The 16,146-nt window shown below is 50.3% G+C and carries 8 protein-coding genes, 1 tRNA gene and 2 pseudogenes; 4 read left to right on the top strand and 7 right to left on the bottom strand.

All coding sequences use genetic code 11. From position 1 onward, the window contains the following. Positions 1–9 precede the first annotated feature (9 nt). Both ACT3TY_RS15855 and ACT3TY_RS15850 read left to right on the top strand, forming a co-directional pair. Positions 10–3,012 carry a bifunctional diguanylate cyclase/phosphodiesterase gene (locus tag ACT3TY_RS15855; RefSeq protein ID WP_444628868.1) on the top strand — a complete coding sequence of 1,001 codons (3,003 nt, stop codon included), beginning with the start codon at positions 10–12 and terminating at the stop codon, positions 3,010–3,012. 301 nt (positions 3,013–3,313) lie between these two features. Next, a complete protein-coding gene (locus ACT3TY_RS15850) occupies positions 3,314–4,372 on the top strand; it encodes a sensor domain-containing diguanylate cyclase (protein WP_444628866.1) in 1,059 nt (352 codons plus the stop codon). Positions 4,373–4,581: 209 nt separating this feature from the next. On the opposite strand, the gene ACT3TY_RS15845 is transcribed toward ACT3TY_RS15850, so the two are convergent. The 5 genes and pseudogenes from ACT3TY_RS15845 to ACT3TY_RS15825 all read right to left on the bottom strand — a co-directional run bounded on the left by ACT3TY_RS15845 (position 4,582) and on the right by ACT3TY_RS15825 (position 12,263). Then, complete coding sequence (locus ACT3TY_RS15845) at positions 4,582–4,854, bottom strand: CopG family ribbon-helix-helix protein (RefSeq protein ID WP_444628865.1); 273 nt, start codon at positions 4,852–4,854, stop codon at positions 4,582–4,584. 14 nt (positions 4,855–4,868) lie between these two features. Further along, a pseudogene (locus tag ACT3TY_RS15840) lies at positions 4,869–5,217 on the bottom strand (GIN domain-containing protein). 849 nt (positions 5,218–6,066) lie between these two features. Next, positions 6,067–9,252 (bottom strand): tyrosine-type recombinase/integrase, encoded by a 3,186-nt coding sequence (locus ACT3TY_RS15835; RefSeq protein WP_444628864.1) that lies wholly within the window; start codon positions 9,250–9,252, stop codon positions 6,067–6,069. Beyond that, positions 9,245–11,734, bottom strand: coding sequence for a hypothetical protein (locus ACT3TY_RS15830; protein ID WP_444628863.1), 2,490 nt, complete (start codon positions 11,732–11,734; stop codon positions 9,245–9,247). The genes ACT3TY_RS15835 and ACT3TY_RS15830 overlap by 8 nt, the downstream gene beginning before the upstream one ends. A 1-nt stretch (position 11,735) precedes the next feature. Then, positions 11,736–12,263, bottom strand: a complete 528-nt coding sequence (locus ACT3TY_RS15825) for a hypothetical protein (RefSeq protein ID WP_035576462.1) — start codon at positions 12,261–12,263, stop codon at positions 11,736–11,738. Positions 12,264–12,443: 180 nt separating this feature from the next. Between ACT3TY_RS15825 and ACT3TY_RS15820 the strand changes: the two genes are divergently transcribed. Next, complete coding sequence (locus ACT3TY_RS15820; RefSeq protein ID WP_444628867.1) at positions 12,444–14,777, top strand: TOTE conflict system archaeo-eukaryotic primase domain-containing protein; 2,334 nt, start codon at positions 12,444–12,446, stop codon at positions 14,775–14,777. A 96-nt stretch (positions 14,778–14,873) separates the two neighbouring features. Here ACT3TY_RS15820 and ACT3TY_RS15815 read toward each other — a convergent pair whose 3' ends face one another. Together ACT3TY_RS15815 and ACT3TY_RS15810 are read right to left on the bottom strand one after the other, a co-directional pair. Beyond that, a complete protein-coding gene (locus tag ACT3TY_RS15815) occupies positions 14,874–15,167 on the bottom strand; it encodes a helix-turn-helix domain-containing protein (RefSeq protein WP_035576460.1) in 294 nt (97 codons plus the stop codon). 26 nt (positions 15,168–15,193) lie between these two features. Continuing rightward, a pseudogene (locus tag ACT3TY_RS15810) lies at positions 15,194–15,385 on the bottom strand (type II toxin-antitoxin system RelE/ParE family toxin); the annotation flags it as partial. A gap of 646 nt (positions 15,386–16,031) precedes the next feature. Here ACT3TY_RS15810 and ACT3TY_RS15805 point away from each other — a divergent pair. Further along, positions 16,032–16,139: transfer RNA gene (locus ACT3TY_RS15805), tRNA-Met, on the top strand. Positions 16,140–16,146 lie beyond the last annotated feature (7 nt).

The following is a 16,146-nucleotide window of genomic DNA, read 5'->3' as shown; positions in this document are numbered from 1 at the left end:
CTAGAACGCATTACGTCGATGGTCGCGAAGCTTTACGATGTTCCTTATGCGCTAGTGAGTTTTGTAGACGACGAATGCCAGTGGTTCAAAAGCCACCATGGATTAACAATAAAAGAAACGCCCCGTGATATCTCTTTTTGTGCACACGCCTTGTGTGCAGAAGGCATATTCGAAATACCGGATGCTACTCAAGACGCCCGCTTTCTCGATAACCCCTTGGTAATGGGCCCACCTCACATTCGTTACTACCTCGGTGCACCGCTTGTTTCGAGGGAAGGTTATAGCCTAGGCACGCTATGTATCTTAGATACGAAAATAAGAGCTTTCAGCGAAGCACAGCGAACACATCTAGCAACGCTGGCAGACCTAGTGGTACAGCGCCTTGAGCTTCATCGATTGCATTGCCAAGAGCGCGTTGTAACCACATCGGGTCTTGGGCTTTGGGAATTAGATACCTCCTCAGGTACCACGTGGTGGAATGACGTCGTGTACACACTTTATGGTGTAAGCGCTGACTACCCTCATGATAAATCAAACGCTATTAGTGTTTACATGGCTGAGGATCAACACCGGCTGGAAGCCGCTTTGACACAGGCTGCCGAGCAGCGGGTGCCCTTTGATCTTGAGTTACGCCTCGTGCACAAAGATAAAGAATTCCCTACATGGGTTCGCGTAACAGGAGCTCCCGTCTCAGTAGGTAAGGACATCATGCAAATAGCGGGGACCATTCAAGATATTACGCCACCCAAACAAAATGAGCGACGCTTACAACGACAACAGCGGCTTGAAAGACTGGTAAATCATTTACAGACGTCCTTTATTGCTGAACATGACTTATCCCAAGCTTTTTCCGATACCTTGGCTGAACTGGTGTCGCTAACGGAGAGTGACTCAGGCTTTATCGGTAAAGTCTTCTATGATGAAGAAAATGCACCTTTTCTAAAAACCCATGCCATTACAGATATCAGTTGGGATCAAGCTTCACGCAGACTGTTTGAAAAAGCGTCTCAAGGGGGAGTTGTATTTAGTAAACAAACGTCTCTTTTTGGATACGTATTAAAAACGGGTAAAGTGTTAATTGCTAACACGCCTGACCAAGATCCACGGCGGGGCGGGCTGCCTCACGGTCACCCTCCTCTCAGTGCATTTGTTGGCATTCCAATCACCGATAATGGCAAGCTGATCGCAATGATTGGATTGGCAAACCGTCCTGGCGGATATCAGGAAGACCTTATAGATGAACTTTCTCCATTTTTACGCAACCTTGGCCAATTAATTAGTTCGTTACGTTTGCGTATTCAACATGAAGAGGCACATAAAAGACTCGAGCTGTCGGCAAGGATTTTTTCTGATAGCCAAAATGCCATCATGATCACGGATCAAGACAACCGAATCGTTGATGTAAATCGCGCCTTTGAGATTATGACTGGGTATACCCTCAGCGATGTTGTAAATCATCAGCCCAATTTTCTCTCCTCAGGCTGTCATACGCGAGCGTTTTATAAAGACATGTGGCAATCATTGTTAAACGATGGTAGTTGGCGTGGTGAGCTTATTAACCGCCGCAAAGATGGAGAACTACTTTATGAGGCATTATCTCTTTCGTTGATCCATAACGCCCAGGGAGATGTCACCCATCACGTGGCTATTTTTTCGGACACGACGCGGCTCAAGAAGCATACTGAAGAGCTGCACCTTGCGAGCCATTTTGACAGCCTGACTTCTTTACCTAACCGACATCAAATGCTTAACCAAGTACGTGAAGCTATCGCACACGTCCATGACGGAAACACACTAGCCATTGGTGTTTTAGACCTTGATGGCTTCGAAAAAATCAATAAACAGTTTGGCCATAAAACTGCCGATAATATCTTAATATCTGTTGCTAAACAATTACGAGACCGTGTGGGTACCCAAGGAATCGTGGCACGAATAGGCGGCGATGAATTTGCTTTGCTACTTCCCGATATGAACGCTAAGCCAGATCAATTAAATGCAATCATTAAAAGCTTTGTTGTTGAGCAGCCGGATAGGCTTGATTCACCTGCCATATCAGTAAATGTAAGCTTAGGAATTACATTATTTCCACTTGATAATGCTGATTCAGATACGCTATTGCGCCACGCAGATCAAGCTATGTATCAAGCCAAGCTTCAGGGAGGAAACACGTTTGCCTTCTTTGATCCTGGCCATGAAAAAAAGTTAAAGGCACAACAAACAATGAGGGATGATATTTCTCAAGCCCTTCAAAAAGGTCAATTTGAACTATATTTCCAACCACAAATTGACGCAGCCTCTCTTAAATTGCTGGGCGTAGAGGCACTTATTCGCTGGAACCATCCACAGCGTGGTTTAGTCATGCCAGATCAATTCTTGCCTATCATCAGTGGTACTAATACTGAGTTATCATTAGATGCCTGGGTTATGGAAACAGCCCTAGCACAGCTGTCAGTATGGCAAAAAGAGGGCTTCAGCATTAGCGTTAGCATTAATCTAACTCCTCAGTCACTTGTGCATAAACAGTTCATTGACATGCTGCGGGACACGTTATCCAGGCACCCTGACGTACCACCAAATTTCATCTGCATTGAAGTTTTAGAGTCAGCGGCACTGGATGATTTATCCAGCGCGACCAAAATATTAAACTTATGCCGTGAGATGGGCTGCAAAGTCGCCCTTGACGACTTTGGTACAGGTTACTCATCATTAAGTTACCTTCGTAACTTGCCGATAGATTTAGTCAAAATCGACAAATCTTTTGTGATGGGAATGCTGAAGCGCTCAGAGGACCTGACGATTGTCGAAAGCATTACCTATTTAGCCAAACGCTTTCACAAGCAGGTCGTCGCAGAGGGCGCTGAGAGCGACGCACACATTGAAACATTACAGCGAATGGGTTGTAACGTTGTCCAAGGCTATGGGGTGGCCAAGCCTATGCCTGCAAGCCAGCTCATCTCTTGGGCAACATGTGAGCAATCTGGGAAAAGAGGCAGTAAAAAGCAAACAACATAATTATACAAAAATCATACAAAAAGCTATCGAGTAAAATAAAAAATAACTTTAGGATATGCATTTTATTATCCTGCTAATATATTTCTTTTGTCATCAACTATCTGGTGTCAGGGAATATATGCTCGCCCTGTAGGCATTCACCAAGCACATGATTTTCAAAATTTAAGAGTGGACACAAAAGGAATTGATATGTATAGCCACTGCCCAGATCACTTATGTAATGGCGATAAATCTGCCTATTCGCTTTCAAAATTATGTCTTTCGAGAGTCTGTATCGCCCAATTGGATTCGGTGATCACTTATGAACCATAGATCGACTCTTAGTTCAGGTGACTATGAGGAACGTCGGCTTCAGGCGCTTGCAGATTACCAGATTCTCGATACGCGGAAAGACGACGCATTTGATGAAATTGTCGAGGCGGTCTCATTGATTTGCGACACTCCCATTGCGGTCGTCAATTTTATCGACCGTGATCGGCAGTGGTTTAAATCCGAAAAAGGGCTAGGTGTTCAAGAAACACCTCGCGATATCTCGATTTGTGCTCATGCTCTGCTGCAGCCAGGCGTTTTTGTTGTGCCGGATACTACGCAAGACACCCGTTTTGCTGATAATCCCTTGGTCACAGGAAAGCCTCACCTACGCTTTTATGCGGGTGCACTACTTAAAAGCCGAGATGGTTATCCGCTGGGAACGCTATGTGCACTTGATTATGAACCTCGCGAGCTGACAAAGCGCCAACGTTTTGCTCTCCAGGCATTGGCCAACCAGGTCATGGCCCATATGGAGTTGATGCGCAGCCACCGTATACAGGAAGCGCTGATTCGTGAATTACAAACCACACGTCAAGAATTAGAGCTATTATCCTCCACCGACTCATTAACAGGCTTGCTAAATCGCCGTGCTTTTGATGAACGCTTTCAACAAGAAATAGCTATGATTCAGCGTGGAGGCCCTTCTGGATCACTAATGCTGATTGACCTAGATAACTTCAAAGATATTAATGATACGTACGGTCATAAGGGAGGCGATAACGTCATAGTATGCTTTATCGAGCTTTGCCGTCGAGTGTTTCGTCAGTACGATGTGATTAGCCGGTGGGGCGGTGACGAATTTATGGTCATGCTGCCACGAACCAGCCCATCAGACGCTACCCATGTTGCAAGCCGTCTGCATCAGCAACTTGCTGAAACGCCTATGATCATGAACAATGGCACCTCACTTTATTGTACGGTTAGCATTGGTATTTGTGCGGTTACCAGCACTTGTACGATGGATACATGTTTATCGATGACCGATGCTTTACTTTACCAAGTCAAAGAATCGGGCCGTAACAGCACTGCGGTTCAAGCAGAAACATAAGGTAAGAGACTTGAAAGATTCTACTTTTAGCTTTCTGGAGGCCATTATAGCTATATAAGCTAAATGGCATTTTCAGCCACAATCAAAAAGAATCGAAGTCATGAATAGGTGCTGGACTGTTTTGGCAGCCGCTATTTGGTTTACGGCTGCCAAAAACAGATACAGCCTTTCTAAATCTGATAGCGCTTTGCTTGTCCACACTAATTCCATCAGCGAGGTACCGGCAGTGGTGAGTCGGTGGTTAAGCTATCGGCCCATGCTTGCACCGCCTGGTGATCAATGACCCGCCCCGCGTCCACATCTGCCAGCGCTTCGCGGGTCAACCGGCTGCGCTCTTCTTCCTGATCGAGCCAGTCGGCCAATGCTTGTTTAACAATCCAGTTTTTGGAACGTTCCAATCGGCCAACAGCAGCATCAACACGAGCAGCCATATCTTCAGGCACATGGGCAGTAAGGGATCGCGTCTTTAAGTTGGTACCCATATCAATAACTCCTCCTACTTTTTCTTGAACTTGATATCGCCAGAACCAAAGACGTTGTGGTCGCGAGTTGCTGGGCTTCCTCGAACCACAATGTCACCTGACCCTGCCACACGTGCTTTTACGTTGTCTGTCACGAAGGCATCAATATCTCCAGAACCGGCAACCGACAGTTTAGCCGCCCTTGATACCAGTGCTGGCATCAACATCGCCCGAACCTGCCACTTCAGCATCCAATAGTTCAACACGTCCGAATGACGTTATGTCGCCTAAGCCTTGCACGCTAACATCGAGCACTGGCTGATCAAGGTCATATAGCGTTACGTTGCCACTCGACTTCACACGGATCAGTGGTGCTTCAGGCATTGTGATCCCGATTAAGCAAAGGCCTTGGTCGATAGCGAAATCTCCTACTGAGCCAGGGAACCGCATTGTCTGCTTACCACGACCGCCACTGATGTAAATATTGCCACCAGCGATGATATTGCCGTTACCGGAGACATTGATGCTGCGGCCACCACCACTGATAGAGACGCCTTCTTGCTCAATCACCAACTTGCTTCCCTCAAATCGAGTAATGACGTTCTTGATTAAGCTTTGTTCATCACTCGCAACCACTAGCTGAGAAGAGAGCTCGCGGAAGAAGACAACATCCAGCACCCTTGACCACGATCTTGGTCACTGAGCGCATAGAGCGCTCTTCCTTGTACATTTTGACAGCAGGCTCCCAGCCGGTCTGGCAGTACTTATCGGCTTCGAGGGTCAGTGGGCTGGCATCATTCATTGATATGCATTTCCAAGTAGGTGATTAATTTTCAATCATAGTTAATAGGCCGAAAGCAATCAATGCGGCAGCTTACATCCGGTACGCCGTATACCCTTAAGCTGGCCACCAAGCCCGAGCCGACAGCAGCATTTTTGTTACTCATCCTAAGAGCCAACAATGGCAAAGCGTATAGGGAATGTAACAAGCGGGTGGGTTACATTTTTCTAGGAAAATCTCTAACGGTTGTGGGAAACGGTCACGCAAGTCAAACGCCCGGTAGGGAAAAACGCTACTCATCAGGTCTTCAGGCATTTTCATACTCTCTTCCATTAGGAATCGTTATTTCAACGCTTACGATAGCCCTTTTATTTCAGCAGACATAAATGTCATGTACGAACTACCCCGCGAAGCTGGTAGGACTGCGCTGGGCAACCACCGGCATGATGTGATCATGTTTTTCTGGCCACCGCCGCCATAACGATACAAGCCATTACCAGCACATAGCGCACGGGGTAGCCACTTCGAGAGCGCTTATTCTTATTAACAACATAGAATGTAACGCTGCCCGTACCCACCGGCTTTGAATAGCGGTTTCCTGGTGCCTTCGATTGCCATTCCACCTTATGTTGATGCGAGGGTAATCGCTTCTTCCATTCGCTAACCTGCTGCTTCTCAGACAGGGACGATCGCGTACTGGGTGTCACCTCAACGACTGCTCTGATGCGAGCATCCAGACCCAGCACCCAACTCACAAAGGCCAAGCCTTCATCGGCATCGCGAATCCATACATGACCGTCGGTGGCACGGTGGTAGCGGTAGAAAAAACGAAGATGCCTACGCAATGCATCCGGATGATGGCTAAACCACCGCGACCAGATGGCTTGGTACATCGTATTCGCCACTGGGCGTTCCGTCAGCGAGCGCGGCATTGCCAGGCGTGGGTGGGCAAAATCATTCGGTGCTGGCTGCTTACCTTTCGTCATCCGGTAGTGACGAAACGCGCTCATCCCCTGCCGCGTACGCGCTGTTAGAACCCGCCGCGCGCAAGACGTTAGCCGCTCTGCCTCGCCTTTACACAAATTAAAGATATGCTCAACGTTGTCAAAATCGCGTTGATACAAAGCATCCAGCGCGGCGGCAACCTGCTCCAGCGATAGCTGGCTCAGACCTTGGCGCTCAAGCAGTATCTTGGCTGGCAATTCAGGATAGGGGGCAAATGCCTGCTGAGCTACGTCTATCACAGAACATTTGGGAAAGGCCTTTTTTAGCCAACGTGGCGGTTTTTCGCCGAAACGCTCTTTCCATTTACGCAGGGTCGCCGGCTTGATTTGGAGCACGTTGGTCAAGGGTTCCAACTGAGCAATTGCGTGGCTCAGAATACAGCTCTCCATCGAGGAGGGCTGCTTGTGGCAGTAATGGTCATGGAGCAGGCAGGTAAAGTGCAAGTAGCTTCGTAATGTCACATCGGGCGACGCATGCCCCATCAGCTGCGCGATAAAGTACAGCCCTGATCGCGTGGGACCCTCAGCGACCTTGTCCCAAAGAAAAGCATGATGGGAAGGCGCTGTCCAGGGTATCTCCACCCCATGAAAAGAGAGCAACAGATAATTAGCCAGTGAATGACGCAGGTGATGAAAGCGCAGACTGTAATCCCCGGTGATACGTCGCATGGCTTCGTGGATCTCTGCCTGCACCTCATCATCGTGTAGCGGTGCCACCGAACCACTCCCCTCACCGAACAGCATGACACGACCGTGAAGGGTCACCTCTTGTCGATTGGCGATGAAGGCCTTGAATGCTTCCAGCTCGCTGTCTGTCAGCAGATAATGAAGCGGAAGCTGCCGCCGTGAATCATGGCTCTTAACCCCCACATACTCGTTGTTACGAACCAGAAGAGTAACGTCAGTATCCTGCACCTCTTGATGGAGCAAGACATCATCTAGCTGAATGGAAAGTGCTTCTCCTATCCTGAGACCAGCGCGAAATCCAAGCACAAATATCCAATAGCGAATTTGCCCCATGATGTTTGCCGAGTGGGATGCCAGAAAGCTAGCTATCAGACGATATTCATCCTCTGACAGACAATTGGCATCGGCGTGATGCGCGACAGTTATCCCACCGTCAACAAGCACCATAGAGATATTGGCCAGTCCTTGATCAATCACGAGAAAAGAATGGAATGAGCGCAACACCGCCCAACGGTAGTGGCGGTTTTTCTCGGTCTTGGCCTGTTCGACCACGAACTGATAGGCCTCAATGAGCGCATCCATCCGGTCCTGATCAACCGGCGTCTCCCCCAAAGCCTGCAGAAGCGGCATGCTTACACCGAGATACTTGTACAGCGTCGACTGCTTTCGCTTCTGCTTCTGATGCAAGAACAGCAGCCAGCGACACAGGCATTCAACGGTGGGAGCCATACGCTGAGAAGCAACAATGGCACTTTCCAGCTCGCGAGAAAGGTCTCGAAACCTGAGGCGTTTCTGGTTACGACGCTTATAGAGCGTATCGTGTAACGATTTCAGCAGCGCACGCCCTTCATATAACGGTTGGTCCCGCTCACAACGCTCGGTCACCATTGGCGTTAGCCCGGACCCTTCTCCTGGAAGCACATCCTCCTGCTCGGCTTTTGGCTTGGCATGCTTTACGTACCCACCGGTGAGCAGCTGATGCCAACGCTCTTCAGCAATTGACGTGCTTGGGTGTTTGCCGTGTGCGCTGTTCACGATATAAGCCGGTACATGTAAGCGAAAGGCGGTCGAGGCATGCTCGCTAAACGTCGGAAGTGACACCGGCTCAGTCTTTAAAGCGCCACAGAAATGCAGCCAAGCCGTCTGGGTATAAGTCCTCGCCTGCTGATAACCGCCACACTTCTCGCCAGGGTGGCCAAGATGCTGAATGTGGCGCATCAACACCGCTAAGGCCGACACTCCCAACAGCCAACGGCTACGTGGCAACACCCGTTTCGATTTTGGCATGCCTTCCGGTACTGTCTCATGCAGCACCAACCAGGCAGAAGCCCCGTGCACTGCCAATGTAGTGGTGGCCAATGGTAGTGAGTTCAGGTGCTTGCTGCCCAGCAGGCCGTCATTGGCAATCACACAATAAAGAAACAGCCCCCAACTGATCATTTCAGGCTCAAGCCGACGGTGTCCCTTTTTTCCATTGCCGTGCCAAAGAAGCGCCTGAAAGTCTGGCTGCTGAATCTCATGATCGGCATCCTGGCACCAGTCACGGTAATCGCTTAAATTTTTGAAGGACAAGGGCGTAAAAGGACTCGCCGCTGGCCTGACCAGGTGCAGCGGCGCTGGAACACGCACGTCCCACCCCAACTCACGCTGCCCACGCGACAGCCCCAGTGATAAGAAGTTAACCTTGTTGCGAATTTCGACGACTGAACGGTTGTCACCGGTTTGTAGGGCTTCTTCCCACTGCTGGGCGATATCCGTCGGCACGCTGACATCCGATTCACCGCGGACAAGGCCAGGGTGCGTTTCCTGTAGCAGTTCCAGCACTGCCATTTGGTGACGACGCCTATTTAGCAGATGCTGCCGATGGCGTGCCTCGGCACCACCTGCCCCTTCCGGAACTTGTATTAGCTTCCAGCCGCTCCAAACTTCCTCGACATGATCAGTCATCCGCTAGCCCCTGCTGCACTGTCCATCCCGCTTCCCGGCGCATTTTACTGAGGACAGGCGCTAGCTCCCGAAACATTTCCACGGGGGTCAAGGTAGAGAAAGCGCCAAACGGCTCCTGCCCTTGTTGAGCGTGCCCCATAAAGGCATTAACCAGTTCGCCACGAACCCCTTCAGCACGCAAAGCACTGCGAAGATAGTGCCGACTTGCGTTGACTGGCAGCGTAAAGAGCGGTACGTGGCGCCGCAGATTCTCTGGAGAAAGCTGAACCATCTGCCAACTGTCACTGATAAAAAACATCAGCGGCACGTCTGGCTGAGGCTCACTCAACACTGCTTCGAGGTGCTCGTAAAGAGACGCACGTTGATAAAACCGGGCCTGTAGCACTTCCAAGTGGCTCGCATACTGGCGTATTTGATCACGCAACTCCGGCAACAGCCAAACCACCCGTGCCTGACTCATCGCTTCGTCGTCCTTGTCGGAAATGGCCAGAAAACCGGACGCAAAGTCGATTTCCCGCCAGCGAAAAATCAAGTCATTGACAGCACGGTAGCCCGTTGCGAACAGTAACCAGAAAGCGATATAAGCCACGTAATGATTATGCGTTTGCCGCCAAGTCTCCTCCCCAGGCTGAAGGCGCCTAGCTGCCCGCAGTTCGCCTTTCAGGTGTTTGACCAAGCGTGTCAGCAATATCGGTTTGAGGTTCAGCTTACTGCCATGGTCGCCCCTGTTTTGAACGACTTGTTTGAAGGCGTAGTAATGCTTTTCTTCTACGCTAAGGTACTGATAAATGCTGTTGCGCAGCGAAACAGCAGCAGCATGATAGAGTGTCTCAAGATAGCCAGCCGGCACGCTGTAATAATGTGCGGCCACGTCAGCGACGGTGAAACGGTGCCCGGTCAACAGGTAAGCATCGACCCAATCGCTGGAGTGGCCGACGATCTCATCGAACAGCGCTTGACTGATGCGACGGGGTGTCAGCCGCATACGGTGGGCGCGGTTGATCTTTGAAACCGCCGCTCGCATTGCCTCCTCAATGCCGCCATAACGCCATTCGGGAAACAGTTCGCGATATTTTGTCCGACTTTTCCGCACCAAGCTGAGGCGCGAGATAAACTTCCCCATCCGCACGGGACTGGCGACCACCACTACCTCATCCACCAATGCAGGCGTGCTCCCACCGGCTGTAAAGAGCAGTTTCTTTGCGTCGTCCTGGAGACTGTTACGCCACTCCGGCGACGGAATGGGGAGCACAAAGGCGTGCTCTTCAATCAAAAAAGCGAGTACGTCCTTGCGGTGTTTCGGTAGCTCATGTCGATGGTTATAGACCCGCATCCCCAGAATCTGCTCGACGGGACGTCCAAGCCAGATCATCAACAGCAGCAGTAGACCGGCATAGACATCTTCGTCATCACGCTTTTCAAAGCGGCCTCGGCCCGTAAATAGCTCGAAAGCTGCTTTCGCTGCCAGCGATAGCTCGACCCGACTTAAGCTGGCGTAGCGAAAAGGAAGCCTCTGGTTGGACTGGCTGATATGTTGGATACGGCTGCTCTGGCGCCGGATCAAGTCCCTTAGATCAAACCCTAATGTCGGTGATGCTTTACTTTCCGTGAAGGAAACAGCACGCAGTGTCTGGGATTCTTTGGGGTGCAAACCGGCGGCACGCTGACGGCCCTGCGCCTGCTCGTCACCGGCCGATTCCAACAGTTGCATCGACTTTTCTGGCCCCTCATTTTCCTCGTCATCCGAATCCGACACATCAACGCGCCGCTCGATCGTTCGGGCCGGGTGGCCACCCCCACCTCCACCGTCTCTCGTCTTTCCCTTATGGTCGAGTACTTTTCGAACGAGCAGCTCGATACCCGACAGCGGCTCGAGGATCTCGTCGCTCTTCAGCAGATATTGTTGATGGTAGCTTTTAAGCGTGGTGTCCATCTCAATCTCTACTAACAGCCCGAGCGACTTCTTGCCATTGCCAATCGTCCGGATATCACGACAAGCAGCGGTGATTTCGGAGCCGATATGTGCTTGGTGCCGCTTTCGCTGAACGGCTGAGCACGCCATAACTACACCGGCATGCTGCCAATACGCATCATTGCCATAGCACTCAGCATCGGGGGTAAGAATCAGCATCGCCCACTCAGGGTGGTCATTGATAATGCCGCGCTGCTTCCCCGACTGATCTAACCACGTCTCTGGACAGCTTTCGCGATCACATCCCTTTAGCACGGCGGTAATCTGGGTAATGACAGGAAGGTAATGAAAGAGGTCTTTCTCCTCCTTTTTCTCGGTCGCATCATCAAGATCCTCCCGAATTCTTTGGGTTCCCTGAACTGCCTGTAAAGCACGGTTCACGTTTTCCAACACCAGACGAAGGTGGGTTAGATCATCCGGCGCTTTAAGCAGCGCAAACAACTCTTCCAGGCAGGAAAGCTCCACGCCACTCAATGTTACCAGTTGCTCTAGATCCGCCTGGATCACCATGTCATTGGGACTCCATGATCCGCTGGAGTTCTGACTTCCGCTTCCTTGAATGCGTGATGCGGCGCTCTTCTAATCCCATTAATGCCTTTAGATTGCGTGTGGACAGACTCTTAGGCACCTTGATGCCGTGCGTCTTACGCAGCGTAATGGAGAGCTCTTTTAACTGTCGATAGACGCGCTCTTTCGCATCCACAGCCTCAGGACAGTGCATCAGGCTATGGCTAATAAGCTCAAACAACGCTCCTCTGACCAGATCAGATTCGTGAGCATCTGTGATGCCTACCGAGATGGAGGCCTCTGGATCCAGTAAGGCACTAGCGGCATGAAACGCGCGAAATCCACTGACCACTTCGTAATGCCTCGATACCTTTTGCACAGAAACGGGATGGTAGGCAAGTAAGGTACCGGCTAATTCAGCATCCAGCCATGACGACACGGGCAATTGATTGGCAATGTTAATGTTGACTCGCTCGATCTCAGCGAGCGCTCCGGAAGGGGATTTGATCTTCGATATTACCAACTTTGTCACACCATGCCTCAGTGTTGTCAGTCCAATGCATTACTATTATATCAAAATAGATCGCCGTAAATTTTTATGGTGACGAGTGTGGTCTGTCAGCCGAGTGCTGACGATAAGCTAGACTACAAATAAGCGTCTCTAACCTGTTAAACCGTAGACCCCTATAGCTTTACTGGGCACGAGGTAGGTATCCGCACAGATCAAGAACTCGTCACTATTGAGCTGAGACTATCAGAGCTTGAACAAGAAAAGGCTGCTCTCCTTTCTCGAAAGCAAGAGCTGTATCGCTCTGCAAACCGACATGATTTACCGCTACTCACCCCTGGCCAGAAAGTTGAAGTATACCGAAAACTCTTTCGAGGCAGGCAGGATGTTTATGCGGTTCGCTGGCAGAGTTCCGGCGGTCGTTCCGGCTATGCTGTCGCTTGTGCGAACGAGTGGATGCCGGTCATCTGTCAGAAACCAAGGATCAAGTGCGGAGAATGTCGACACAAAAATTTCAAGCCCCTCGATTTTGATGCAGTTTATGACCACCTGTCTGGCAAACATGTGACCGGCCTTTACCCTTTACTGCCGGATAGCTCTTGTTACTTGCTGGCGGCGGATTTTGATAAGGGGGACTGGAAAGCGAATGTTCGTGCACTAGCCCAGGCCTGTCGTGGTGAAGGCGTACCCTATCTTATGGAGGTTTCTCGGTCCGGTGCGGGTGCCCATCTATGGGTTTTCTTTTCAGAAGCTGTTCAAGCTTCGTCAGCGAGGAGGTTGGGATTCAAATTGTTGGATAAGGCCATGGAGCTTCATCCAGGCTTATCCTTCGACTCCTATGATCGGCTATTTCCCAACCAAGACACCATGCCTGATGGTGGGTTTGGCAATCTGATTGCCCTGCCGCTTCAACACGAGGCGCGAAGTCGCGGATGCACCGTCTTCGTCGACGACAACTTTGCGCCATACCCGGATCAATGGGCACTGCTCAGTCAGCAACAGACACTTGCATCAGCTCAACTTGAAGAGCTGATCGGCAATGAGGCTAATTCCGGTGTGACTGTAGATACTGTGTTGCCTTGGGAGTCAACGTTACCGGTTGATACAGAGAAGCTTTCTGGATGTCCTGAAAGCATCACGCTCATCCTGACCAGTCACATTTATATAAAGTTATCAGGCATTCCAGGAACATTGGCGACACGAATAAAGCGAATGGCCAGCTTTGCTAATCCTGTATTTTTCAAAACACAGTCGCTTCGTTTCTCGACGCATGGCATCCCTCGCTACATATCATGCGCCCATATTGAGCAAGGTTATCTTTCTATTCCCAGAGGCTGCTTGGATGAGCTTCAAGATCTGCTGCTGAAACAGGGAATCACGGTGGACATTGATGACCGTAGAATATCAGGCCAGTTTTTACCTGGAGTCAGCCTAAAAGCAACGCTGCGTAGCGACCAGGACAAGGCGGTGCAGGCACTTATCCAACACGATACCGGAATACTTCATGCACCGACCGCTTTCGGTAAAACCGTAACGGCTATTGGCGTGATAACCAGGCGGCAAGTCAACACACTGATCCTCACGCACAGTCGTCAGCTACTTGATCAATGGAAGGAGCGACTCGACACCTTCCTTGAGGGTGCGCTCATCGGTGTAATTGGCGGCGGTAAAAAGAAACCTACTGGGCAGGTCGACGTTGCCACTTACCAAAGCTTGATCAATAAGAAAGACAATACAGTCTCGAAGCAGGTCAAGGAGTACGGGCAAGTCATCATCGATGAATGCCATCATATCTCAGCGCCACGTTACGAGATGTTGCTTAATGAGGTCAGCGCTCGATACGTCATTGGTTTGACAGCAACGCCTGATCGTCAGGATGGCCACCAAAAAATCATGTTGATGGTTGCAGGGCCCATTCGTCACAAAGCCCAGGCGCACCACAGTAACCGATTTATCCAACACGTCATTGTTCGAGAGCATCACGAAACGCCACCCACCCACATCTGCCAGCCTAATGAGCGGCCCCATATCGCATCGGTTTACCATTGGCTTGCCCAGAGCAGCGCCCGAAATGAGGCCATTGTTCAGGATGTTGCAAGCTGTGCGCACAACCAAGCAAATTGCCTTGTGCTGACGGAACGACGAGAACATGCCGAGACCTTGGCGACACTGCTGGATGCTGAATCCATATCGTCAGTTATCTTACGTGGTGGGATGCGCGTCAAAGAGCGCCAGTTGGCAGAAAAAGAGTTGCATAGGGTTCAAGTCATCGTTGCAACTGGGAAATACATTGGAGAAGGCTTTGACTTGCCTCGACTGGACACCCTGTTTTTAGCTCTGCCCATCGCATGGAAAGGAACGCTGTCACAGTATGCAGGCAGACTCCATCGAGACACCGAAGGCAAACTAGAAGTCACTGTCTATGATTACTTGGATACTGGCCTGCCTATGCTTGAGCGAATGTTCCGAAAGCGTGAGAAAGGCTATAAGGCTATGGGGTATAAGTTTATCGCTCCCGGGCAAACCAGATTGCTTTAGCCTTTGAGAGGCAGTCAGTCGCTAAAAGCTCATCAAGTGAACTGAGGCCAGGAATTTCTTCACTTGTCTAGCTGAACCCAGTTTATCTGGTCACTCTCAGGCGGCTACTTCCTTCTCGTCTTCAATCTCCAGTTCGAGATGGAAGTTAGCTGGCCCCGTCAGGTTGACCAAAGAATCGAGACTGAACTTATTAATACGACCGTTCAGCAAGTCGTTGAGGCGTGGTTGGGTGATTCCCAGACGATGTGCAGCCTGTTTCTGAGTAATATCCCACTCCCTTACACGGCCAGCAATCCTCGCCATGAGTTCGGAGCGCAGCCGCATGTTTAGCGCCTCTTCAGGAGTGTCCTCGATGGCGTCCCACACACTGTCGTAATACTCGATGGCCATTTTCTAACCTCGCTTGGCGGTTGGGCTCAGGGCAGCTCCTTGTATCGCTGCTTGCCCAAGTCGATGTCTTTTTTGGCGGTCTGCTGGGTTTTCTTCTGGAAGCAGTGGAGCACAAATACCGCGTCGCCCCGGTTGGCCACGTAGAAGACCCGAAAGGCCCCGTTGTGTTCCCGAATGCGGATTTCCATGACACCAGGGCCAACGCTTGGCATTGGGCGGAAATCGTCCGGCTAGCCTCCAGCCTGAATCTTGTCTATCTGAAACCCCGCTTCTCGCTTGGCGTCCAGAGAGAAGTCGCGCAGCCGATCCTTCGAGTCTCCAACGAATGCAACAGGTTTCTTGCGCGCCACGCTGGCTCCTTGACTGCCATAGATTTATATCAATTCAGATATAATAAACTCATCAATCGAATGCTTCAAGCTGCTTCCACTGTAGCCGTATCACCAATAAGATGCCGTTGACTATTCGCACCTGGGTTGGCGGTCTCAATGACCAAATGCAATATCTGATCCTCCGGTATGGTTTTGCCACGACTCACTGCTATTGCGACCTCTCTACTGAAGACCGAGCCGCCATCATGCAGATGCGGGGTCACTACTAAATCCGAACCATCGCCCGACAACTGGAACATCCGCCCAGCGCCATCTCACGGGAACTGGCATACCAAACAATCTGTTCTGACAAAACCTATGATGCCAGTCTCGCCGGTTTCAGAGTCCGGCTAACCCGCGGCCGGCCTCAGCAGCAGCCTAACGGTCATTTATGCTGTAAATTTTACATTTTATTTTGTGACACTCTTTAGCGTGCGAAATTGACCTTAAATTACCTAGACAGTATTTCAAAAACCGACGAAAATTCTTATATAGCGGGCATTTTGGATAAATAACAACAAATAAAGCAATGCTAAGGAAATCAAATCAATCCGGCTCATAACCCGAAGGTCACCGGTTCAAATCCGGTCTCCCGCTACCAATATTTT

Origin of the sequence: Halomonas sp. AOP22-C1-8, from assembly GCF_052378905.1 — a bacterium.
GTDB lineage: Bacteria > Pseudomonadota > Gammaproteobacteria > Pseudomonadales > Halomonadaceae > Vreelandella > Vreelandella citrativorans.
Note: the sequence above shows the minus strand (reverse complement) of the source record. Positions and strands in the feature narration are given on the sequence as shown.

Excerpts from the sequence above, each read along its gene's own strand:
- ACT3TY_RS15845 (WP_444628865.1), bottom strand. The coding sequence starts at position 4,854 with ATGGGTACCAACTTAAAGACGCGATCCCTTACTGCCCATGTGCCTGAA.
- ACT3TY_RS15850 (WP_444628866.1), top strand. The coding sequence starts at position 3,314 with ATGAACCATAGATCGACTCTTAGTTCAGGTGACTATGAGGAACGTCGG.
- ACT3TY_RS15830 (WP_444628863.1), bottom strand. The coding sequence starts at position 11,734 with ATGGTGATCCAGGCGGATCTAGAGCAACTGGTAACATTGAGTGGCGTG.
- ACT3TY_RS15835 (WP_444628864.1), bottom strand. The coding sequence starts at position 9,252 with ATGACTGATCATGTCGAGGAAGTTTGGAGCGGCTGGAAGCTAATACAA.
- ACT3TY_RS15815 (WP_035576460.1), bottom strand. The coding sequence starts at position 15,167 with ATGGCCATCGAGTATTACGACAGTGTGTGGGACGCCATCGAGGACACT.